The sequence below is a fragment of the Sulfitobacter sp. SK025 genome (assembly GCF_003352105.1).
Lineage (GTDB): Bacteria > Pseudomonadota > Alphaproteobacteria > Rhodobacterales > Rhodobacteraceae > Sulfitobacter > Sulfitobacter pontiacus.
In genome coordinates, this window is the sequence record NZ_CP025808.1 from 1,994,512 (window position 1) to 2,017,605 (window position 23,094).

Annotated in this window: 18 protein-coding genes; 13 read left to right on the forward strand and 5 right to left on the reverse strand. The window is 61.6% G+C overall.

What is annotated here, in order from left to right; all coding sequences use genetic code 11:
* The first annotated feature begins 32 nt into the window (after positions 1 to 32).
* From dusB to ntrX, 5 genes are all read left to right on the forward strand, one after another.
* Complete coding sequence (gene dusB, locus C1J04_RS09685; protein WP_009824588.1) at positions 33 to 1,019, forward strand: tRNA dihydrouridine synthase DusB; 987 nt, start codon at positions 33 to 35, stop codon at positions 1,017 to 1,019.
* Positions 1,019 to 2,110, forward strand: a complete 1,092-nt coding sequence (locus tag C1J04_RS09690) for a two-component system sensor histidine kinase NtrB (RefSeq protein ID WP_009824589.1) — start codon at positions 1,019 to 1,021, stop codon at positions 2,108 to 2,110. Before dusB ends, C1J04_RS09690 begins: the two co-directional genes overlap by 1 nt.
* A gap of 2 nt (positions 2,111 to 2,112) precedes the next feature.
* The gene (locus C1J04_RS09695) at positions 2,113 to 3,486 is read left to right on the forward strand and encodes a response regulator (protein WP_005853488.1); all 1,374 of its coding nucleotides are present in this window, start codon (positions 2,113 to 2,115) and stop codon (positions 3,484 to 3,486) included.
* 132 nt (positions 3,487 to 3,618) lie between these two features.
* On the forward strand, positions 3,619 to 5,841 hold the full coding sequence (locus C1J04_RS09700) for a sensor histidine kinase NtrY-like (RefSeq protein ID WP_009824590.1): 2,223 nt from the start codon (positions 3,619 to 3,621) through the stop codon (positions 5,839 to 5,841).
* Positions 5,834 to 7,246: a nitrogen assimilation response regulator NtrX gene (gene ntrX, locus C1J04_RS09705; RefSeq protein ID WP_009824591.1), complete on the forward strand. Its 1,413-nt coding sequence runs from the start codon at positions 5,834 to 5,836 to the stop codon at positions 7,244 to 7,246. The genes C1J04_RS09700 and ntrX overlap by 8 nt, the downstream gene beginning before the upstream one ends.
* Positions 7,247 to 7,255: 9 nt before the next feature.
* Here the strand turns inward: ntrX and C1J04_RS09710 are convergent, their stop codons facing one another.
* The gene (locus C1J04_RS09710; RefSeq protein WP_009824592.1) at positions 7,256 to 7,726 is read right to left on the reverse strand and encodes a hypothetical protein; all 471 of its coding nucleotides are present in this window, start codon (positions 7,724 to 7,726) and stop codon (positions 7,256 to 7,258) included.
* Positions 7,727 to 7,879: 153 nt separating this feature from the next.
* Here C1J04_RS09710 and trkA point away from each other — a divergent pair, with 153 nt between their 5' ends.
* The 5 genes from trkA to C1J04_RS09735 all read left to right on the forward strand — a co-directional run bounded on the left by trkA (position 7,880) and on the right by C1J04_RS09735 (position 13,017).
* Complete coding sequence (gene trkA, locus C1J04_RS09715; protein WP_005853494.1) at positions 7,880 to 9,256, forward strand: Trk system potassium transporter TrkA; 1,377 nt, start codon at positions 7,880 to 7,882, stop codon at positions 9,254 to 9,256.
* Between the two features lie 34 nt (positions 9,257 to 9,290).
* Complete coding sequence (locus C1J04_RS09720; RefSeq protein WP_005853496.1) at positions 9,291 to 10,826, forward strand: TrkH family potassium uptake protein; 1,536 nt, start codon at positions 9,291 to 9,293, stop codon at positions 10,824 to 10,826.
* A 141-nt stretch (positions 10,827 to 10,967) separates the two neighbouring features.
* Positions 10,968 to 11,207 carry an RNA chaperone Hfq gene (gene hfq, locus C1J04_RS09725; protein WP_005853497.1) on the forward strand — a complete coding sequence of 80 codons (240 nt, stop codon included), beginning with the start codon at positions 10,968 to 10,970 and terminating at the stop codon, positions 11,205 to 11,207.
* A gap of 56 nt (positions 11,208 to 11,263) precedes the next feature.
* The gene (gene hflX / locus C1J04_RS09730; protein WP_009824595.1) at positions 11,264 to 12,502 is read left to right on the forward strand and encodes a GTPase HflX; all 1,239 of its coding nucleotides are present in this window, start codon (positions 11,264 to 11,266) and stop codon (positions 12,500 to 12,502) included.
* Positions 12,503 to 12,615: 113 nt separating this feature from the next.
* Positions 12,616 to 13,017, forward strand: a complete 402-nt coding sequence (locus C1J04_RS09735) for a DUF2177 family protein (protein WP_005853501.1) — start codon at positions 12,616 to 12,618, stop codon at positions 13,015 to 13,017.
* Between the two features lie 75 nt (positions 13,018 to 13,092).
* Here C1J04_RS09735 and C1J04_RS09740 read toward each other — a convergent pair whose 3' ends face one another.
* Both C1J04_RS09740 and C1J04_RS09745 read right to left on the reverse strand, forming a co-directional pair.
* Positions 13,093 to 13,656: a pseudouridine synthase gene (locus C1J04_RS09740; protein WP_009824596.1), complete on the reverse strand. Its 564-nt coding sequence runs from the start codon at positions 13,654 to 13,656 to the stop codon at positions 13,093 to 13,095.
* Positions 13,653 to 16,121 (reverse strand): penicillin acylase family protein, encoded by a 2,469-nt coding sequence (locus C1J04_RS09745; RefSeq protein WP_009824597.1) that lies wholly within the window; start codon positions 16,119 to 16,121, stop codon positions 13,653 to 13,655. Before C1J04_RS09745 ends, C1J04_RS09740 begins: the two co-directional genes overlap by 4 nt.
* Before the next feature lie 98 nt (positions 16,122 to 16,219).
* Here C1J04_RS09745 and C1J04_RS09750 point away from each other — a divergent pair, with 98 nt between their 5' ends.
* On the forward strand, positions 16,220 to 17,092 hold the full coding sequence (locus tag C1J04_RS09750; protein WP_009824598.1) for an NAD(P)-dependent oxidoreductase: 873 nt from the start codon (positions 16,220 to 16,222) through the stop codon (positions 17,090 to 17,092).
* 45 nt (positions 17,093 to 17,137) lie between these two features.
* On the opposite strand, the gene C1J04_RS09755 is transcribed toward C1J04_RS09750, so the two are convergent.
* Together C1J04_RS09755 and hemB are read right to left on the reverse strand one after the other, a co-directional pair.
* On the reverse strand, positions 17,138 to 17,704 hold the full coding sequence (locus tag C1J04_RS09755; protein WP_005853509.1) for a YSC84-related protein: 567 nt from the start codon (positions 17,702 to 17,704) through the stop codon (positions 17,138 to 17,140).
* 143 nt (positions 17,705 to 17,847) lie between these two features.
* Positions 17,848 to 18,846, reverse strand: coding sequence for a porphobilinogen synthase (gene hemB, locus C1J04_RS09760; RefSeq protein ID WP_009824599.1), 999 nt, complete (start codon positions 18,844 to 18,846; stop codon positions 17,848 to 17,850).
* A gap of 153 nt (positions 18,847 to 18,999) precedes the next feature.
* Here hemB and C1J04_RS09765 point away from each other — a divergent pair, with 153 nt between their 5' ends.
* Entirely contained in the window at positions 19,000 to 19,527 is a 528-nt protein-coding gene (locus C1J04_RS09765; protein WP_005853514.1) for a hypothetical protein, read from the forward strand.
* Positions 19,528 to 19,558: 31 nt separating this feature from the next.
* Complete coding sequence (gene mfd / locus C1J04_RS09770) at positions 19,559 to 23,047, forward strand: transcription-repair coupling factor (RefSeq protein WP_009824600.1); 3,489 nt, start codon at positions 19,559 to 19,561, stop codon at positions 23,045 to 23,047.
* Positions 23,048 to 23,094 lie beyond the last annotated feature (47 nt).

Here is a 23,094-nt window from a genome sequence, read left to right on the forward strand (position 1 = left end):
AAACCAAAGGCAATTGCACAAGGATTAAGCGTTTGGATCTCTCGGATCTGCCCTTCAAACTCGACCCGCCCGTTTTGCTGGCTCCGATGGCGGGGATCACTGATCTGCCGTTCCGCACACTGGTGGCGTCTTTTGGCGCAGGGTTGGTGGTGTCAGAGATGGTTGCCAGCGTCGACATGATCAACGCCCGCCCCGGGACGCTGGAAAAGGCCGAACTGGGGCTTGGCGTCGAAGGCACTGCGGTACAGCTGGCAGGACGCGAGGCCGCCCCCATGGCCGAGGCCGCGCGGATGGTCGAAGGGCAGGGCGCGCGCGTGATCGACATCAATATGGGCTGCCCCGCCAAGAAGGTGACCCAGGGCTATTCCGGCTCTGCGCTGATGAAAACGCCCGACCACGCGCTGCGCCTGATCGAGGCGGTGGTGAACGCGGTGAACGTGCCCGTCACGCTCAAGACGCGACTGGGGTGGGACGACAATATGCTGAACGCGCCACAGATCGCCGCGCGGGCCGAAGCGGCGGGGATCACCATGATCACCATCCACGGGCGCACGCGCTGCCAGTTCTATAAGGGCTCCGCCGATTGGGCCGCGATTGCGGGTGTCAAACAGGCGGTCTCTGTTCCTGTCATTGCCAATGGCGATATCATCAGCACCGATGCCGCGCGGCAGGCGCTGGCGCAGTCGGGGGCGGATGGTGTGATGATCGGGCGCGGTGCCCAAGGTAAACCGTGGCTGCTGGCTCAGGTGGCCCATGATCTGTTTGGCGCGCCCGCACCGGTCATCCCGCAGGGCGCCGATTTCGCGCGCATGGTGTCCGACCACTACGAGGCGATCATCCGGTTCTATGGCGAGGTGATCGGCCTACGCGTCGCGCGCAAGCATCTGGGGTGGTACATGGACACCAGCAACACCCCCGCTGATCTGCGCCGCGCGGTACTGACCGCGGCCAGCCCCGCCGAGGTCCACCGTCTTATCCCGTCCGCCTGTCTGCCGGACCACCAGTTGGAGGCCGCTTGATGTCGCTGGATACTGTTTTCGCCTCGCTGCCCGTGCCCGCCATTCTGATCGATACAGACGACACGATTGCCGAGCTGAACTCGGAAGCCGAAGGGTTTCTGAACGCCTCTGCAAAATCCGTGCGCGGTGTGCCGGTGTGGGACATGATCGCCGTCGACGCCCCTCTGGAAGAGGCGTTCACCCGCGCCCGCGACAATGGCACGCCCTTGTTCGTCAACGATGTTGATGTCGGCAGCGGCCAGCGCCCGCCGGTGCAATGCGCGTTGCACTTCGCGCCGCTGATCGATGCGGCGGGGCAGATGATCCTGATGATCACCCCCCGCGAGATGGCCGGTCGGATGACGCAGAATAATTCGGTCAAATCCGCCGCCAAATCCGCCATCGGCATGGCCGAGATGCTGGCCCATGAGATCAAGAACCCGCTGGCAGGAATTACGGGCGCCGCGCAACTGCTCAGCATGAATCTCAGCACCGAGGATCTGGAGCTGACAGACCTGATCGTCGCGGAATCGCGCCGGATCGTGAAGCTGCTGGAACAGGTCGAACAATTCGGCAACCTGATGCCGCCGGAACGCAAGGCGGTGAACCTGCATGACGCGCTGGACCGCGCGCGCCGGTCTGCGCTGCTGGGGTTCGGCGCGCGCATGAAGATCATCGAGGATTACGACCCCTCGCTGCCGCCGGCCTTGGGCGACAAGGACCAGTTGTTGCAGGTGGTGCTGAACCTGATCAAGAACGCGTCAGAGGCGGCAGGCCCCTCGGGCGGCACGATCCGGTTGCACAGCTATTATGAACATTCCTTCCGCATGCGCCGATCCGACGGCACGGCGCAATCGTTGCCTTTGCAGATCGAAGTTATCGACGACGGCCCCGGTCTGCCAGAGGCGATCCGCGCTGACGTGTTCGAACCCTTCGTATCCGGGCGTGAGAACGGCACCGGGCTGGGGCTGGCGCTGGTGAGCAAGATTATTTCCGACCACGGCGGCTGGATCACGGTGGATTCTGTGCCCGGCAAGACCGTGTTCCGCATCTCACTGCCGCGGGCCGATAAGACCCAAATTGAAAATACCGCTTCCGATCAGGAGAATTAACGATGGATGGCACCGTTCTGGTCGCTGATGACGACCGCACAATCCGCACCGTTCTGACACAGGCACTGACCCGCGCGGGCTGCAAGGTGCACGCGACATCCAGCCTGACCACCCTGATGCGTTGGGTGGGCGAGGGCAAAGGCGACGTTGTGATCTCGGATGTGGTGATGCCCGACGGTAATGGGCTCGAGATGCTGCCCAAGATCGCGCAGGACCGCCCCGGTTTGCCCGTCATCGTGATCTCGGCGCAGAACACCATCATGACCGCGATCAAGGCGGCAGAGGCGGAAGCCTATGATTACCTGCCCAAGCCTTTCGACCTGCCTGACCTGATGAAACGCACCGCCCGCGCGCTAGAGCGCAGCGGGCCCGCCCGCCGTCCGGCGCAGACCAGCTCTGACAGCGATGGGGACCGCGATGATCTGCCGCTGGTGGGGCGCACGCCGGTGATGCAGGCGCTCTACCGCGTGGTGGCGCGGGTGATGAACACGGATCTGCCGGTGTTGATCTGGGGCGAATCCGGCACAGGAAAGTCGCTGATTGGCAAGGCGATCCACGATTTTTCGGACCGGCGGAACCTGCCCTTTGTCACCGTCACCTCGGCCGAGTTGCAAGACCTTGAAGGCCCGACACGTGTCTTGGCGAGGGTCCGCGGCGGGACGCTGCTGATTGACGAGATCGGCGATTTCTCGGAAGAGATTCAGGCCCGTATCGCACGCATGATGGACACGCCCGGCGAACATGCGCCGCGGTTCCTTGCCACCAGCCAATCGGATCTGGCCGCCGCGATGAAGGCGGGCACCCTACGGCGCGATCTGTATTATCGTCTTTCGGGGGCGACGCTGCATGTGCCCGCGCTGCGCGACCGCGTGGATGATATTGCCTTGCTTGCCGCGCATTTCCTTGAACGGTCCGAAACCGGCAATACCGCGCCGCGCGCCCTGTCCGAAGGGGCGGCGAAAGTCTTTGCCAACTATCAATGGCCCGGCAACGTACGACAGTTGGAACACGCGATGCGGCAACTGGCGCTGACCAGCCGCGCGCCCGAAATCACCCAATCCGAGGCAGAGCATGTGCTGGGGGCGCAACCCGACCCCGAACCGCTGCGCGCGCAGGCCAATACCGAAAAGCTCGGCGCGTCGGTCGAACGTCACCTACAGAGATACTTTGACCAGCACGGATCCATGCTGCCGCCCCCCGGGCTCTACGCCCGTATCCTGCGCGAGATCGAAGCCCCGTTGATCGAGATCGCCCTTGCCGCTACCGCTGGTAATCAGGCGAAATGTGCAGACCTTCTGGGAATCAACCGCAATACGCTGAGAAAAAAGATCACGGACCTCGATATTGAGGTGACACGCGGTCGAAAAATGATGTAAAAGCGCCACATAACCGTGGCCATCTAGCCTCAAAGCCGGATCAGGACCACAAAAATGGGCGGTTGATGCATAGGTGCATCACATCATCGGTGAGGATAGCGGGTGCTTACCCGGTCACGCAGCTATTATCTTATGCGGCTTGAGCGCCTGCGCCGGATCAGGCGCGTGCGCAATCTGGCGACCTTGGGGCTTGTGGTTCTGGGGCCGGTGCTGGCGCTTGTCACCTATCTGGTGCTCGGCCCGCTTGAACAAGGCGGAAACACCCCCAGCCTGCGCATCATTCTGCTGATCGATCTGGTCTATATCCTGCTCGTCGCCGCCCTTGTGCTGAGCGAGGTCGCGCGGCTGGTGGCGGCGCGGCGGGCGAAGTCGGCGGGCTCGCGGTTGCACCTGCGTCTGACGGGGGTGTTCGCGCTGATGGCGCTGATCCCGACGGTGAGTGTTGCGATCTTCGCGGGCCTGACGATCAACGTCGGGCTTGAGGGCTGGTTCTCGGATCGGGTGCGGTCGGTGGTGGGCAATTCGCTGGCCGCCGCCGAAGCCTATGAGAACGAGCAAAGCGACGATCTGCGCGAAGATGCCATCGCCTTGGCCCGCGCGATTGATCAAGCGCGCACGCAGGGCGTTGATGTGCCGGACACCCAGCTTTTGGCGGACGGGCAACGCCTGATCCAGCGCGGCTTGCGTGAGGCCTATATGATCGACGGCACCGGCCAGATCCGCGCGCGCGGCGACCGGTCCTATCTGTTCGATTTCGAAGAACCGACTCCCGAACAGATCCGCGAGGCACAAGAGCTCGACGGCGCGCCGCTGGTGATCGAGGATTGGGACAACAACGAATTCCGCGCGCTGGTGCTGATGGAAGCCTTTGTCGATCGCTATCTTTACGTCAGCCGCGATGTGGACGGAAAAATCCTGTCGCTGCTGGACGATACCAAGGAAACGGTGCGACTGTACCAACAGCTTGAAAACGAGCGCGGCAAGCTGCTGTTCGAATTCGGGCTGCTTTATGTGGGCTTTGCGGTGATCCTGATTCTCGCGGCGGTCTGGCTGGGACTGTGGTTTGCCGAACGTCTGTCAGGGCCGGTGGGTCGCCTAACCGGCGCGGCGCAGCAGGTCGGTGCCGGTGATCTTGAGGTTCAGGTCCGCGAGGAAGAAGGCGATGACGAGATCGCCATGCTTGGCCGCTACTTCAACCAGATGACCAAACAGTTGAAAGGCCAGCGCGAGACGTTGCTGGATAACACCCGCCAGATCGAACGCCGTCGCCGCCTGTTCGATTCGGTGCTTAGCTCCGTTACTTCAGGCGTCGTGGGGCTGGACCCCGAAGGGCGGGTGACCTTCGTCAACCGCTCTGCCGCGCGGCTGCTGGACTGGAGCGAGGACCAGCAATCGCTGGCGCTCTCTGTCGCGGTGCCGGAGTTCGGCCCGCTGTTCAATACGGTCGTCAAGGGGCAGAACGAGGTCGCGCAGGGCGAGATCAAGGTCTCGCGTCAGGGGCAGATGGAGAATCTCCTGGTGCGCGTCGCCACACGGCGCAGCGAGGACGGGCGGCTAGAAGGCTATGTTGTCGCCTTTGACGATGTGACCGATCTGGTGAGCGCGCAGCGCATGGCCGCATGGGGCGACGTGGCGCGGCGTATTGCCCACGAGATCAAGAACCCGCTTACTCCGATCCAGCTGAGCGCCGAGCGGATCAAACGCAAGTTCGGCCCCAAGCTGCCCGACGACGCCGCCAGCCTTGACCAGATGACCGGCGTGATCATCCGCCAGACTGGCGACCTGCGCCGTATCGTCGATGAATTCTCCAAATTCGCGCGCATGCCAGAGCCAGAAACCTCTGTGCAGAATGTCGTTCAGGTGCTGCAAGATGCGGTCGTGTTGCAGCAGTCGGGCCAGCCCGACGTGACCATCAGCGCCAATCTGCCGACACAAGAGATACTGGCGCGGGTGGACCAGACAATGCTGTCGCAAGCCTTAACAAATCTGATTAAGAACGCGGGCGAAGCCATTGAAAGCCGTAAGCAAAACGACCCAGAGGCCGACATAGACCCGCGCATCGAGGTGCAGTTGACCACAACCCAAACGGCGCTACAAATCACCATAGCGGATAATGGCATCGGATTGCCGGAAGACCGCGCGCGACTGTTCGAGCCATATGTCACCACCCGATCCGAAGGGACTGGCCTTGGCCTGCCCATCGTGAAAAAGATCATCGAAGAACACGGCGGGACGTTGTCGTTGGAAAACGCGCCGGTCTTCGCGGGCGAAACACATTTCGGCGCAATGGCGGTGATCACGCTACCCCTTGCTGCCCCCACCGGAACCCCAGAACTGGAGACCCATAATGAGTGACATCCTGATCGTTGACGACGAACGCGACATCCGCGAGTTGATTTCGGACATTCTGGAAGACGAAGGCTTTGTCACGCGGTTGGCCGGCAATTCGGACGAGGCGATCTCGGCCATCAACGCGGAGCCGCCGGCGCTGATGATCCTTGATATCTGGTTGAAAGACAGCCGGATGGACGGAATCGACATTCTGAAAACGGTAAAGCGGGACAATCCGGATGTGCCTGTTGTCATCATCTCGGGGCATGGGAACATCGAAATCGCGGTCGCGGCGATCAAGCAGGGTGCCTATGACTTCATCGAAAAACCCTTTAATATCGACCAGTTGATGGTGGTGATCCGCCGCGCGATGGAAACCTCGCGCTTGCGTCGCGAGAACCACAGCCTCAAACGGCGCGAGGTCGCCAGCACCGATATGATCGGCAGCTCGACCGCCTTCAAAACGCTGATGGGGCAGCTTGACAAGGTCACGAAATCGAACGGTCGGGTGATGCTGCGCGGCCCTGCGGGGGCGGGCAAAGAGATCGCCGCGCGCTATATCCATGCCAATTCCAACCGTGCCTCGGCCCCCTTCGTAACGGTCAACTGCGCCAGTGTGGCGCCAGACCGCATGGAAGAAGTGTTGTTTGGCCGCGAAACCCCTGACCGTGGGGTAGAGCCGGGCCTGCTGGAACAGGCGCATGGCGGGGTGATCTTCTTTGACGAGGTGGCCGATCTGCCGCTGGGAACACAATCGAAAATCCTGCGTGTACTGGTGGACCAGCAATTCACCCGCGTCGGTGGCAACGACAAGGTGCGTGTCGATCTGCGCGTTATATCCAGCACAAACAAGGATTTGGACGCCGCGATTAAAGCGGACACCTTCCGGCAGGAACTGTTTCACCGGCTCAACGTCGTGCCGATCTCTGTCCCGTCGCTTGAGGAGCGTCGCGAGGATATCCCCGTCTTGGCGCGCCACTTTATCGCGGACTTCAACGCCTCGCAGGGGTTGCCGCTGCGCGAATTCTCGGGCGATGCAGAGGCGTTGTTGCAGACGATGGTCTGGCCGGGCAACGTGCGTCAGCTCAAGAACCTGGTGGAACGTGTGCTGATCCTTGGCGACGGCACCGGTCCGATCGAAGCGCGCGAGCTGCCGGGCGAGGAAGAAACCACCGATGAAGAAGGCCGCGTGGTGCTGTCCGGTGCCTTGGCGACCTTGCCCCTGCGCGAGGCCCGCGAGGCGTTCGAACGCGAATACCTGCTGACCCAGATCAACCGGTTCGGCGGCAACATCAGCCGCACCGCGAATTTCGTCGGCATGGAACGGTCGGCGCTGCACCGTAAGCTCAAAAGTCTCGGGGTGGTGACCTCGGCCAAGTCGGGCACGCGGGTGGCGCATGTGGATGATGACGGGGCAGCCGATAGCTGACCGCGTTCGCTACCCCCGCGTCACGATCTGGAAACTGCCATCGTCATTGCGGATCACGCAGGCGTTTTCAGTCAGCGCGGGCAGGACGGTTGTGCGCCCCTGCGGCGCGGCCTTGGCGATGCCGGCGGGGCATTGCGGGATCGACACCGGGGCAAAGCCGGCATCCGCCATACATTGCGTTTCAACCCTTTTGCGCAGATCGGCATTGGGATCGATCGTATAGGTCTGCCCGGGCTCGAAATATCCCGCGCGGGAAGTGCAACGGCCATCGGACCGGCAGACGCGGCGCGGCGGGATGAAACGGGGCGGGGTGCGCACGGTTTGAAGCGCCACAGGCACCTGCGCCAAGGCATCGACCTGACATTGCGTGGTCTGCCGTTCGACCGTCGCGACAGTGGCACCGGGTTTGTAGTAGGTGTTCAACGGTGCGCAGGCCGCCAGTGCCACGCCACCCCAGATGATCAAAGCCGTTTTCCGCATATGCGCCCCCGTCCTGCTATGGAAGCAAGTCTGACATTTGAATTGACCCTTGCATAGCCATCTGTCATTCAAATCACTGGCATATCACGGGTCACGCGGGCACGCCCCAGCTGGTGACGCAAGGCAAGGCTTCACGCCAAAGGAACCCCATTTATGAAAGTGATCATTTGCGGCGCAGGGCAGGTCGGGTGGCAGATTGCCCGCCATCTTTCGGGCGAACGCAACGACGTCACAATCGTTGACAGCAACGCCGATCTGGTGCGCCGCGCCACAGATACGCTGGATGTGCAAGGGATCGCAGGCTTTGCAAGCTACCCCGACGTGCTGGACCGCGCCGGTGCCCGCGATGCCGAGATGATTATTGCCGCCACCCATTCCGACGAGGTGAACATGGTCACCTGTCAGGTGGCCCATTCGGTCTTTGGCATCAACCGCAAGATCGCGCGGCTGCGCAGCCAATCCTATCTGACGGCGATCTATTCCGATCTTTATCGTCGCGATCACATGCCGATCGACGTTGTAATCTCGCCCGAGAAAGAGGTGGCGAATGCGGCGTTGCAGCGGCTTTCGGCCCCGGCGGCCTTTGATACAGAGACGTTCATGGACGGGATGGCGCATCTGATCGGTATCCAGATCGACGAAGACTGCCCGGTTGTGAATACGCCGCTGCGACAGTTGACCGATCTGTTCTCGACGCTCCGCGCCGTTGTCGTTGGTGTGCGCCGCGACGGGACGCTGTTTGCGCCGGAATCCAAGGACCAGCTGTTTGTCGGTGACGCCTGCTATGTCTTTTGCCACCGCGATGACATCCCCCGCACGCTCGAGATTTTTGGCAAGACCACCAGCAAGCTTGAACGTGTCGTGCTTGTGGGCGGGGGGAATGTCGGGCTGGCCGTGGCCCAGAACCTCGAGGCGCGCGGCAAGCGGGTGCGCACCAAGATGATCGAGAAGAACCGCCGCATCGCGGAACGCGCCGCCGAGGCGTTGGAGCGGACGATCGTGCTTAACGGTGACGGGCTGGACGCGTCCCTGCTGGCCGAAGCGGGCATTGGCCGCGCCGATGCGATGATGGCGATCACCGATGATGACAAGACCAACATGCTGGCCTGCGTGCGCGCCAAATCCGAAGGCTGCCCCTATGTCATCGCGCTGATCAATGACCCCACGCTGGTCCCGCTGATGGAGCCTTTGGGCATCGACGCCTATATCAACCCGCGTTCCACCACCGTCAGCTCTATCCTGCGGCACATCCGTCACGGGCGGGTGCGGTCGGTCTATTCCATCGGCGACGCCGAGGCAGAGGTGATCGAGGCCGAAGTGCTGTCGACCTCTCCGATTGCGGGCAAACGTGTGTCCGACATTGATTTCCCCGAAGGGGCATTGATGGGCATGGTCCGCAAGGGCGACGAGGTCATGCGCCCCCTTGGCACCACACGCATCGAAGAAGGCGACGTCATCGCTGTGTTCTGTCTGGCCAAAGACGTGCCGCAGGTCGAACAGCTGATGCAGGTCTCCATCGACTTTTTCTGATGGTGCCTGCGTCCAAATTACCGGAGCGCCGCACGTGAGACGCAAATCCTATATCCGCCGCGAGATCCTTGAACTGCCGCTGTTCTTGCTGATTTTCGGTGTGTTCAGCGCCTCGACAATCTTTCCGGCGATCTTTGCGCTGACAACCCAAGACCATCTGGCATCGCGGGCGTTTTTCTATTCGGGGCTGCTGGGGGTGATTATCTTTACCCTGATTGCGGTCGCCCATGCCGGACGGCGCGCGCGGCACGGGGCCTTGGGGCCGTTGATGTCGCTGTTTTCCAGCTTTGTCTTTTTGCCCGCGCTGCTGGCGATCCCGTTTCTCGAGGCTCTGCCGACCACGCGGTTCCTGCACGCCTATTTCGATATGGTCAGCGCGATCACCACGACCGGCGCGACGCTGTTCGATGATCCCGGGCGGATCAGTGACACGCTGCATCTGTGGCGCGCGCAGGTCGCCTGGATGGGCGGGCTGCTGATGTGGATCGCGGCCTCGGCCATTCTGGCCCCCTTGCACCTTGGCGGATTCGAGGTGACCTCGCAGGCCGAACCCGGCAACCCGGACGAACGCCGCAGCAATATGGGCCAGATCGACCCGCGCCAACGGTTGCTCAGGTCCGCGGCGGCGCTGACGCCCACCTATCTGGCGCTGACGCTGATGCTGTGGCTGCTGCTGCTGGCCAACGGAGATAGATCGCTGGTGGCGCTGTGCCATGCGATGTCGGTGCTGGCGACCTCGGGCATCTCCCCACTTGGGGGGACGCATGACACCGGTGTCGGTTTCGGGGCCGAGGCGATGATGATGCTGTTCATGCTGTTCGCGCTGTCGCGGCTGACCTTTTCCAAAGACACGGTGACGGCGACGCAAGGGGGGCTCTTTACCGATCCGGAATTCCGCATGGGGCTGGCGCTGATCCTCGGCGTGCCTGTGGTGCTGTTCGTGCGCCATTTTCTTGGCGCTTTCGATGTGGATGCCAGCGCCGAAGCGCTTGAGACCGGCAGCGCCTTCTGGGGGGCCATGTTCACGGTCACCTCCTTTCTGACCACCACCGGATTTGTCAGCGCGTCCTGGGCCGAAGCCCAAAGCTGGTCGGGGCTCGAGACTCCGGGGCTGATCCTCATGGGGCTGGCGCTGATCGGCGGCGGAGTGGCGACCACGGCCGGAGGGGTCAAGCTGCTGCGGGTCTTTGCGCTGTATCGAAACGGCGTCCGCGAGATGGAACGGCTGGTCCATCCGCACTCTGTTTCAGGCGCCGGTCAAGCGGGGCGGCGGCTGCAAAGCAACGGGGCGTTCATCGCCTGGATCTTCTTTATGCTCTTCGCGCTGTCGCTGGCGGGGGTGACCCTGCTGCTGACGTTCGTCGGCGCGCCCTTTGCCGATGCGCTGGTGATGTCGGTGGCCACACTGGCAACAACCGGCCCGTTGATGGAGTTTGCCGCCGATGCCCCCATCGCGTTGATCCAGCTGGGCGACGGGGCAAAGATGATCCTATGTGCGGCAATGGTGCTGGGGCGGCTGGAAACCTTGGCAATTATTGCGCTGCTCACCCCTGATCTGTGGCGCGCGTGACACGGCATGCGGCTTTGCGTGCAACAGTTCTGACATTTTGGGGTGGAAAGTCTGTGCGCGGGTCTTCATAGTCTTCCGAAGGGGTGAACCGATCCGCGGTTGCCAGCAAGAACAACAGCAAGAATAAGAGCGAGACCAACAATGGCGGCTGACCGACAAAACCTGCAAGACGCATTCCTGAACCATGTGCGCAAGACAAAGGTGCCGGTAACGATTTTCCTGATCAACGGTGTGAAGCTGCAAGGCGTCATCACATGGTTTGACAATTTCTGTGTTCTTCTGCGCCGTGATGGCCAATCGCAGCTTGTGTACAAACATGCGATTTCCACGATCATGCCAAGCACGCCGATCTCGCTATACGAGGGTGAAGACGCTAATTGAGCCGTCCTCCGTTTCAAATTGATGACACCGCAGGCCCGAAGCGTACCCGGGCTTGGGTGATTCACCCTGACATCAAGTCAGACAATGACCGCCGCATCGCCGAGCCCGCCTTGGCGGAAGCCGTTGCATTGGCCCGTGCCCTCCCGCATCTTGACGTGGAAGGGGCCAATATCGTGCCCCTGCGTACCGTCAGCGCGGGCATGCTGTTCGGCTCTGGCAAGATCGAGGAGCTTCGGCTTGTCTTTGAAGAGGCCGAGGTTGAACTGGTGCTGGTCGATGGACCAGTGACGCCGGTCCAGCAGCGCAACCTTGAAAAAGCATGGGGCGTCAAACTGCTTGACCGTACTGGTCTGATCCTCGAGATTTTCAGCGATCGCGCCGCCACCCGCGAAGGGGTGCTACAGGTCGAAATGGCCGCGCTGAACTACCAGCGCACGCGTCTGGTCCGTGCCTGGACCCACCTTGAACGTCAAAGGGGTGGATTGGGCTTTGTCGGGGGCCCCGGCGAAACCCAGATTGAATCGGACCGTCGCGCCATTGACGAACAACTGGTGCGCTTGCGCCGGCAGTTGGACAAGGTCGTCAAGACTCGCGCCTTGCACCGCGCCGCGCGTGCCAAGGTACCGTTCCCCATCGTGGCGCTGGTGGGCTATACCAACGCAGGCAAATCGACGTTGTTCAACAGGATGACCGGCGCCGATGTGATGGCGAAAGACATGTTGTTTGCGACGCTGGACCCGACCATGCGCAGCCTTGTGCTGCCCGACGGACCAGAGATCATTCTAAGCGACACCGTGGGTTTCATTTCTGACCTGCCGACGGAACTGGTCGCCGCCTTCCGCGCCACACTGGAAGAGGTTCTGGCCGCCGATATCATCTGCCACGTGCGCGATATCTCTCATGCAGAGACGGAAAGCCAGGCACGCAATGTGCGCGATATCCTGACGTCCTTGGGCGTGCCCAAGGATACGCGCAGCTTCGAGGTCTGGAACAAGCTTGACCAGTTGGATGACGACCGAGCCGCCGCCGTACGCGCCCGTGCGCAGCGCGACGACAGTGTTCTTGCCATCTCTGCCATCACGGGTGAGGGGTTGGAGGAGTTGCAAGCGGTCATCGCCGAAGCGCTGCAAGGTGCTGTGCGCGAAGCCGAGCTGACGCTGGCCTTTGCCGACGGCAAGAAACGCGCCTGGCTGTTCGAACAGGACGTCGTGATCGAGGAAACCCAAACCGAAGACGGGTTCAATCTGGTCGTGCGTTGGTCGGCACAGCAAGAAGCGCAATACCAGCGGCTGTAAGGCCGGCAGGTCTCGGGACCATTCAAAATAAGATAAAAAACGCCCGGAAAAGTCGCATTTTCCGGGCGCTGCTGCATATGATTGGGGAGCGTTGATTTTTCCCGGAGCCCCCGATGACTTTGATTATTCTTTATGTACTGACATTCGCGATCTTTCTGGGGCTCGACTTTCTTGGCCTGAGCTATCTGATCAAGCCGGTTTTCAGCCGCGATATCGGCCCCTTGCTGCTGGACCAGTTCCGGCTGCTGCCTGCCTTTGTCTTCTATGCCTTCTATATTGCTGTGCTGCTGTATTTCGTCAGCTGGCCCGCGATTGCACAGGATAAATCCTTGCTGTGGGTCTTTGGCAATGCCGCGCTGATCGGGGCTTTGGGCTATGGCACCTATGAGTTCACCAACCTCGCGACGTTGAAAGACTGGACACCGCAGATGGTGGCGACGGATTTCTCTTGGGGGGTGGTGTTGACCGGGACCTCTGCCACCTTGGGGGTCTGGGGCACGCGGGTGTTTTCCTGACGGTTCAGGGGTCAGGGAAAAGGGGGCCAGCCCCCCGGCCTTTGGCCGCCCCCCGGGATTTTGGGCCATTTGGAATTAGCGGCCAAGCTCGGACGAGAAGCGCCATGCGCCGGGTTGGAGCTTGTGCAGTTCCCAGTCTCCGACGCGCGCGCGGATCAGGCGGAGTGTCGGCAGGCCGACATGGGCCGTCATGCGCCGTACCTGACGGTTGCGACCTTCGGTGATCGTGATCTCGAGCCAGGCATCAGGGACGGATTTGCGAAACCGCACCGGCGGGTCGCGGTCCCACAGAGGGTCGGGCGGGTCCATCAGCCGCGCCCTAGCGGGGGCGGTCTTGCCGTCTTTGAGCGTGACACCGCTGCGCAAAGCGGCGAGGGCTTGTTCATCCGGCGTGCCCTCGACCTGCACCCAATAGGTTTTGGCCAGTTTATACTTCGGATGCGAGATACGCGCTTGCAGCGGGCCGCTGTCAGTCAGCACCATCAGCCCTTCGCTGTCGCGGTCCAGCCGTCCGGCGGGGTAGAAGCCTTTTTCATCGATATAGGCCGACAGGGTCGGGCGCGGCGAGCCTTCGGTGCCCTTGTCGGTGAATTGGGACAAGACGCCAAAGGGTTTGTTGAAAAGGATCACGCGGTTCATTCTGCCTCCGGTATCAGCTTGGTGATGCCGACGGGGGCGGCGCGGGCGAGCTCTTCGTCCAGCGACATGGGAATGTATTCGCCACGCCGCCAGAGCTGTGCCAGATCGTCGTAGTGATGCGACAGGAAGTGGCCCGATTGACCCGTCGATGTAATGAACACCGATGAATCCGGATCGGCGAAGTCATAAACCCCGCGGAAGCCTGCGCCGTGGACATTGGCGAAAGGGTCCGGCCCCGTGCCACGGGTGCGGCCACGCAGCAGGGTGTTGTCACCGCCCGAGGTCGATTGGCGGATGTTCATGAAGTAGCGCAACACGGGTACTTCACCCAAGGTCTGGTGGTCGTGTGTGGCTTGGTGTGCGTCGCCCCACCGCAGGGATTCCAGCTGGGTGCCCCATGTCTCGTTGATCCAGATCAGCGCGTCGTCCAGCGCCATGCGGGCCATGTCGGGGCAGGTCTCTTTCGGGGCGGATTGCAGCACGTCGCACCATGCGGCCGCACCGTCCACATCGCGGAAAACACGTTCGATGAACAGCGGATCGACATGATCGAATTCCTCCGCCAGGGCCCCAAGCTCGTCCTGGATCAGCCGTTGCTGCAAGGCGCGCAGCCAGGCGGCATAGATCAGCGGTTCGGGCAGATGTTCGTTCATCTCGCCCGACCAGCCGGCAAGCAGGGTCAGCGCGCGTTGGCGTTGGCGCTCAGACGTGCCTTCGGGCGCGGTTTCGCCGGTGAACCAAAGCTCGGCCCCGATCAGCGGTAGCAGAGAGCGCGCGGTGAAGCTGACCGTATCCAGCTGCGCTTCGATAAAGCTGTCGCGCGTGTGCACCTGGCGGCGCTGCATCAGGTTGCGCCACCGTTGGATGCGTTGCGTATCGCCCCAAAGGAAGGACACGTGGTTGGGGAAGGGGCGGTCCACCGTCTTGTTGTTGGTATTGCCGATGATCCCACCACGGGGCGAGAGGAATTCGGGGTTTGCGCTATAGGGCAGGCGGCCCTGCCAGCGGTTCGCGGCGATCCAGCCCGGTGTGGGCATGCGCCCCTGGCTTTGATGCGCGGCGTCGCGGGCGGGCAGCGCGCCGATGGTTTTCATCGCGATGGTATTCACATCCACCAGCGTCAGGTTTTGCGACGGCGCGATATAGGCCTCGCCCGCGGTGATCCCTTCCTCGACGGTCTTGGCCTCCATCAGCTGCATGGCCGCGGCGATCGAGGTATCGGCGGGGTCAAGCGCGGTCCAGTTCAGCGCGGCGACATGACCGGGCGGGGTGATCGCAGCGAGGTTATAGTGGCTGCCGGGAAGCACCGGCCCATTGTCGGTCCAGCGCAGGGTCAGCGTGATCGGATCGGCATCCTTGACCGTGATGATCGACGCGCGTTTGGCGAATTTCTTGAACCCGTCGGGGGTGCGATATTCCTCGCTGTTGTCGGGGTTCAGCTCTTCGATATAGACATCCTGATCGTCGGCATAGGATGAGGTGATCCCCCAGCCAAGCGCGCTGCTGCGCCCTGTCAGCACCACGGGGATACCGGGGATGGTGCCGCCGATGACACCGCCCGATTGCAACTCGAGCCGCGCGAGGTACCAGATGGTCGGCGCGGTGAAGCCCAGATGCGGGTCATTGGCGATCAGCGTCCCGCCCGAGGCAGAACGATCCCGTGCGGCAGCCCAGGCGTTGGAGGCACCAGCCAGATCAAAGGATTTGAACGGCGACAGCGGAGAGGGATCGAGGGGGATATTGGCGGCGAACTGCGGCAGGCCGGGGGCCAGCTGCGCATATTCGGGCAGGGCGGCGATGCCACTGCCGGGGGCGTCAGGCAGGATATCGGACAGGCGCTTTTGATCGGGCAGCGCGAGCGAGGTGCGGGCGCGCTTGACCTCGGCATCCAGATGCCCCGACAGCTGCAAGGCCATCAACTTGACCAGCGCGACGGAATCCGCGGCGCGCCAGGGCGCGACGGGGGCATCAAACAGCAGCATTTCGGGGGCACCGCGGCCCAGGGCTTCGGTGTTGATCTGGTCCAGCCGGGCATTCACCCCGGCGGCATAGGCATCCAGCGCTGCGCGGGTCTTAGGGTCGAGCGCCTGAAGCGACTGCACCGACAAGGTATAAAGATCAAAGCGGCGCAGCAGACGGTCGATACGGACGGTGGTGGTGCCGAAAACCTCGGACAAGCGGCCTTGGACCGTGCGGCGCATGGTGATCATCTGCCACAGACGGTCCTGCGCATGGGCAAAGCCCAGCCCGTAGAACACATCTTGGTCACTTTCCCCGAAGATATGCGGCACATTGGCGTTGTCGCGCACGATCTCCACCTCGGCCCCGAGGTTGGGCACGCGGACCGTATCGTCGTAGTCAGGCAGCGACCGCGAGGCCAGCCAATAGGCGCCGCCGACACCGATCACCGCCAGCACCACCAAGAGCGTTGCAATTCGCATCAGCCACCGAAAAACCACTGCCATGTCACGCTCCTGGGTATATGTACGCGCGATTGACCAATGCGCGCAGGGTGATAGGTTCCTCTCAGGCAATAGCGCAACTGAATGACAAGGAAAAGACGATGGCAAAGCTCGCATTTTTGGGATTGGGCGTGATGGGTGCGCCAATGGCCGCGCATCTGCAAAAAGCGGGGCATGACGTGACCGTGTACAACCGCACCACAGAGAAGGCGCGCGCTTGGGCAGAAACCCACGGTGGCAAGATGGCAGAGACGCCCAAAGCCGCGGCTGACGGGGCAGAGATCGTCTTTTCCTGTGTCGGCAATGATGACGATCTGCGCTCCGTCTGCGTTGGCGACGACGGCGCTTTTGCCGGAATGGGTGAGGGCACGATTTTTGTCGATCACACCACGGTCTCGGCCGCGGTTACGCGCGAATTGCACGCGGCGGCGGATGCACGCCAGATCAGCTTTGTCGATGCGCCGATTTCTGGCGGGCAGGCGGGGGCGGAGAATGGCCAACTGTCCATCATGTGCGGTGGCGATTCCGGTGCCTTTGATCGTGCGCTGCCCGTGATGGAGGTTTACGCCAAGATCTGCCGTCGCCTTGGCGATAGTGGTGCCGGCCAGATGACCAAGATGTGCAACCAGATTGCCATTGCCGGTCTGGTGCAGGGCCTGAGCGAGGCGCTGCATTTCGCCCAGAAGGCCGGATTGGACGGGCGCGATGTGGTCGAGGTGATCAGCCAGGGTGCCGCAGGCAGCTGGCAGATGGCCAACCGCTACGAGACAATGCTGGATGATAAATTCGACCACGGGTTTGCCGTGGACTGGATGCGCAAGGATCTGGGGATTTGTCTGGACACCGGTAACGAGATTGACGCGAGCCTGCCTGTCACGGCGCTGGTCGATCAGTTCTATAAGGATGTGCAGAAAATGGGGGGCGGACGTTGGGATACGTCGGCGCTGTTCAAACGTCTGAACGCCTTGGGTTAGGCCCAAAGCTGCCCGATCCGCGATGGTGCGGATCGGGCGTTTTGCTTAGGGAATGATGCGCGAATATTTCGTGCCTTCCAGCGTGGCGCCGATACGCAGACCGGCGCGGCCAAAGACGGCGGCCAGCACGGGGGCAAGCACGGTTGTGGTATCCGCTTCGACGCTTTCGCCACGATCCGAGATGACATATTCCAGATCGGCACCCGCAGCCCAACCGGGGGAGCGGCGGAAATCGCTGAGTGCTGCTTCGGTCATGAAGAACAGCACATGCGCATATTGCTGCGCCCCGATCTGCAAGCCGCCCGTCGCCTTGGTGACCGAGTAATAGTCGACAGTCACGTTATTCACCCGCAGCGCACCACGGCCATAGGCACCGCCGAAGCCAAGGCCAGCCTCGGTCACCAGCGGCATGATCAGCATACCGTTGGATTTTTCCGCCAGTTGCCGCGTGTTGGGGAAGCTGCGGTACATCGCGTTGAGCGTCGCATCGACGCGGGCGTCAATCATCCCGCTGCCACGGCTGCCGACACCGTTGCCACATGCCGCAACGGCACCCGCGCTTGCAATCGCACCCAAAGCGAAAGCCCGGCGCGAGAAAGTGTTGTTTGTCATAGTCTTCTGCCTGTAATTGCCTGTGCCGGTTCATCCGGTTTCTGCGCGATCTTATGCTCAAAACCCGCGGGTGTCACGAATTTAGGGCTTGAATCGGCGGTGATCTGCCACAAGTGCCATGTTATTTGCGCATCGAAGCCGCGTTATCCGTTCATCAACCGCGCCACGGCGGGGGCAAAATAGGTCAAGACCCCGTCACAGCCCGCGCGTTTGAACCCCATCAGGCTCTCCATCATCACGCGTTCTTCGTCGATCCAGCCATTCTGGGCGGCGGCTTTCACCATGCTGTATTCACCCGAGACCTGATAGGCAAAGGTCGGCGCCCCAAAGCTGGATTTCACGCGGTGGCAGATATCAAGATATGGCATGCCGGGTTTGACCATGACCATATCGGCCCCTTCGCGCAGATCACGCTCGATCAGGCGGATCGCCTCGTTGCTGTTGGCGTAATCCATCTGATAGGTCTTCTTGTCGCCGGTCAGCGCCCCCGAGGCCCCCACAGCATCGCGGAACGGACCATAGAAGGCCGAGGCGTATTTCGCCGCGTAGCTCATGATCATCACATCCGAATGGCTTGCCCCTTCAAGGCCCGCGCGGATCGCGGCGATGCGCCCGTCCATCATATCGGACGGCCCGATGATATCCGCCCCCGCGTCGGCCTGTGCCAGCGCCATCTTGACCAATGCCTCGACCGTGCGGTCGTTGACGATGATCCCGTCTTCGACAAAGCCGTCATGGCCGTTGATATTATAGGTATCCAGCGCGACATCGGTCATGAGGACCATATCGGGCACCGCCTTGCGGATCGCGCGAAGGGCGCGGTTGGCGTTGTTTTCAGGATCCCAGGCACCGGCGCAATCCTCTGTCCGGTCCTCGATACCGGTGTAAGGGAAGATACACATCGCCCCGATCCCCAGATCAGAAGCCTCGCGCGCGGCATCGACCAGCTTGTCAACGCTGCGCCGATAGACGCCGGGCATGGAGGGGACGGGCTCTTCCACGCCCTCACCGCTGCGCACGAACACCGGCCAGATCAGATCCCCCAAGCACAGCGCATTTTCACGGACCAATGCGCGGACGCCCTCGGATTGACGGGTGCGGCGCAGGCGGGTGGCGGGAAAGGGGGCTTGTTGGGGTCTCATGCAAAAATACCTCAGATGCTATCGGGCAAGGCTTGCCACGTATTTTTGCACGGCTCAAGGCTAGGAATTTCGCGAACGCGCCGCTATGACAGGCAGACGATTGTAGGGCAGCACGTCTGAACACAATGATTTCACTTCAAAGATGAGCGCACCTTGACCCTCTATCAGACAATTTTCGAAGTCATCGACATGCGGTCTTTTTCCAACCTGTGGTACTGGATCGCCGTTGCGGTGATCTGGTCTTCTGCCAGCCATTGGGTCTTGGGCGTGCCCTTTGATATGGTGCTGCGCGCGCGGCGCAACGGTGAACAGGCGCTGGTCGACCTGGAGGATATGGCGCGCATCAACGTGAACCGTATCCTATATATTACCCAAGTGTCCGGCATCTGGATTTTGGGGTTCACCTGCTTTTTCATGACGATGCTCTTTACGCTGGCGGTTTTCTACCGGTTCGAATTCGCCCAAGCCGTGCTGTTGCTGGCGTTTCCGCTGTGTCTGGTAGGGGTGCTGAGCGTGTCGACCGCGCAGCAGATCCGCGAGGATTCCGGCACCGGCGACCGCCTGATCAAACGGCTGAACCGTCACCGTCTTTATACCCAGATCATCGGGATGATTTCGATTTTCATCACATCGATGTGGGGCATGTACCAAAACCTTTATACAGGTCCGTTTGGCGGTTGAAAAAACCGCGATCGGATACAGGTAGCTGCTGATGTCAGAGAAATCCCAAATCACGCTGTCCGGCGTTCCCGAAGGTTTTGACGCACAGGCGGTGCTGAACGAACTGGGCAAAAACGGCACACCGGTGTTGCATATTGCCCGCGATGACAAACGCATGGCGGCCATGCAGGCGGCGCTGCGCTTTTTCGCGCCGGATGTGCCTGTGGTCGTCTTCCCCGGATGGGATTGCCTGCCCTATGACCGCGTGTCGCCCAATGCCGATATCTCGGCGCAGCGGATGGCAACGCTAGCGGGACTGGTGCATGGAATGCCGGACCGTTTTATCCTGCTGACCACGCTGAACGCAGCGACCCAGCGGGTGCCTGCGCGCGATGTGCTGCGCGATGCCGCGTTTTCGGCCCGTGTGGGCGACCGGATAGACGAGGCGGCCTTGCGCGGGTTCCTTGTCCGCATGGGCTTTGTCCAGAGCCCGACAGTGACCGAGCCGGGCGATTACGCGATCCGCGGCGGCATCATCGACATTTTCCCACCCGGCGATCTTGGCCCTGTGCGGCTGGACCTTTTTGGCGATACGCTGGACGGGGCGCGACGCTTTGATCCGGTGACGCAGCGCACCACAGAAAAGCTGGAGCTCGTGGAGCTTGCCCCCGTCAGCGAAGTCATTCTTGACGAAAGTGCTATCACCCGTTTCCGCCAGAACTACCGGATCGAATTCGGGGCCGCGGGCACCGATGATCCGCTATACGAAGCGATCAGCGCAGGGCGCAAGCATCAGGGCGCGGAACACTGGATGTCGTTCTTTCACGAGACGCTCGAGACCTTGTTCGACTATGTGCCGCGGGCGACGATCACGCTGGACGACCAACTGACCGCGCAACGTCTGTCACGGTGGGAGAGTATCGCGGATCAATACGAAACCCGCAGGCTGGCGATGGCGAACCGGTCGAAGATGGACAGCGTCTATAAGCCCGCACCGCCCGAAGGACTGTACCTGACCGACACCGCGTGGGAAACCGCGCTGATCGGCAAACGCGTGATCAGTTTCAAACCGCTCCCACAGCCGACGGGTCCGAATGTGCTGGATGCGGGTGGACGCTTGGGGCGCAACTTCGCGCCCGAGCGGCAACAGGAAACTGTAAGCCTTTTCGGTGCCTTGGCCGCGCATATTAAAGCAAAACTTCAAGAAGGGCCGGTGGTCATCGCCAGCTATTCCGACGGTGCGCGCGAACGGTTGACCGGGCTGATCGAAGACGAAGGCATGGGCGAGACCATCGCCATCAAGAACGGCACCCGTATCGGCAAACGCGGGCTGCATCTGGCGGTTTGGGCGTTGGAACATGGGTTCGAAGCCCCGTGGGAAAGCGGCAGCAGCGCGTCGAAACTGACTGTCATCTCTGAACAGGACATCCTTGGCGACCGCTTGATCCGCGCGCCGAAACGTAAACGGCGGGCCGAGAATTTCCTGACCGAGACACAGTCGCTGAGCCCCGGCGATCTGGTCGTGCATGTGGATCACGGTGTCGGCCGCTATCTGGGGATGGAGGTGGTGACCGCCGCTGGTGCCGCCCATGAATGTCTGCTGCTGGAATACGCCGAAAGCTCGAAGCTCTATCTGCCGGTCGAGAATATCGAACTGCTGTCGCGCTATGGTCATGACGAGGGGCTGCTTGACAAGCTGGGCGGTGGCGCGTGGCAGTCCAAGAAAGCCAAGCTCAAGGAACGCATCCGCGAGATGGCGGACAAGCTGATCCGCATCGCCGCCGAACGTGCGCTGCGCAAGGCGCCTGTCATGGATCCGCCCCCCGGCATGTGGGACGCGTTTGCCGCGCGCTTCCCCTATACCGAGACCGACGACCAGTTGAATGCCATCTCGGATGTGCTGGACGATCTGACCAGCGGCAACCCGATGGACCGGCTGATCTGCGGCGACGTAGGCTTTGGCAAAACCGAAGTCGCGATGCGGGCCGCTTTTGTGGCTGCGATGTCCGGGTTGCAGGTGGCGATTGTTGCGCCAACAACCCTGCTGGCACGTCAACACTATAAATCCTTCGCCGAACGCTTCCGTGGCTTCCCGCTTGAGGTGCGTCAACTGTCGCGTTTTGTCTCTGCAAAAGAGGCCACAGCCACCCGCGACGGCATCAATCGCGGCACCGTCGATGTGGTGGTGGGCACCCACGCGCTGCTAGCAAAGACGGTCAAGTTCAAGAACCTCGGCCTGCTGATTATTGATGAAGAACAACACTTTGGCGTGGGTCACAAAGAACGTCTGAAGGCGATGCGCACGGATATTCACGTGCTGACCCTGACCGCCACGCCGATCCCGCGCACCCTGCAGCTTAGCCTGACCGGCGTGCGCGACCTGTCGATCATCGGCACGCCCCCTGTCGACCGTCTGGCGATCCGCACCTATGTCAGCGAATTTGATGCCGTCACCCTGCGCGAGGCGCTGTTGCGCGAACATTATCGCGGCGGGCAGTCCTTCTATGTGGTGCCCCGCATCACAGATCTGCCCGAAATCGAAGCGTTCCTGAAAGAGCAACTGCCCGAGCTGACGTATCTTGTTGCCCACGGGCAGATGGCCGCCGGAGAGCTCGACGACCGGATGAACGCCTTTTACGACGGGAAATATGACATCCTGCTGGCCACGACGATTGTGGAATCCGGTCTGGATATCCCGACCGCCAATACGATGATCGTGCACCGTGCCGATATGTTTGGTCTGGCGCAGCTGTACCAGATCAGGGGCAGGGTGGGTCGGTCAAAAACCCGCGCCTATGCCTATCTGACGACCAAACCCCGTGCCAAGCTGACTGCCACCGCAGAGAAGCGTTTGCGGGTGTTGGGCAGCCTCGACACGCTTGGGGCAGGCTTTACGCTGGCGTCGCAGGATCTTGATATTCGGGGTGCGGGCAACCTGTTGGGCGAGGAACAATCCGGCCAGATGCGCGACGTGGGGTTCGAGCTTTATCAATCCATGCTGGAAGACGCGATTGCCAAGATCAAGTCGGGCGAGCTGGAAGGCGTAATCGACGACGATGGGCAGTGGGCACCGCAGATCAATCTGGGCGTGCCGGTGCTGATTCCCGAGGATTACGTGCCTGATCTGGATGTGCGGCTTGGGCTCTACCGTCGCCTGTCCGAACTGACCACCAAGGTCGAGCTGGAAGGCTTTGCCGCCGAGCTGATCGACCGTTTCGGCAAGCTGCCGAAAGAGGTGAACACGCTGATGCTGGTCGTGCGGATCAAGGCGATGTGCAAACGCGCCGGTATTGCCAAGCTGGATGGCGGGCCCAAGGGCGTCACGATCCAGTTCCACAACGACAAATTCGCCTCGCCCGAGGGGTTGGTCACCTTCATTCAGGACCAACGCGGGCTGGCAAAGGTCAAAGAGAACAAGATCGTCGTCAAGCGCGACTGGAAAACCGATGCTGACAAGATCAAAGGGGCCTTTGCCATCGCCCGTGATCTGGCAGAGCATGTGATCGCCAAGGAAAAGAAGGCCAAGAAAGCAAAAGCCTGACCCGTTGCCGGATCAGGCTTTCACAACCGTCTGTGGTCAGGCCGCGC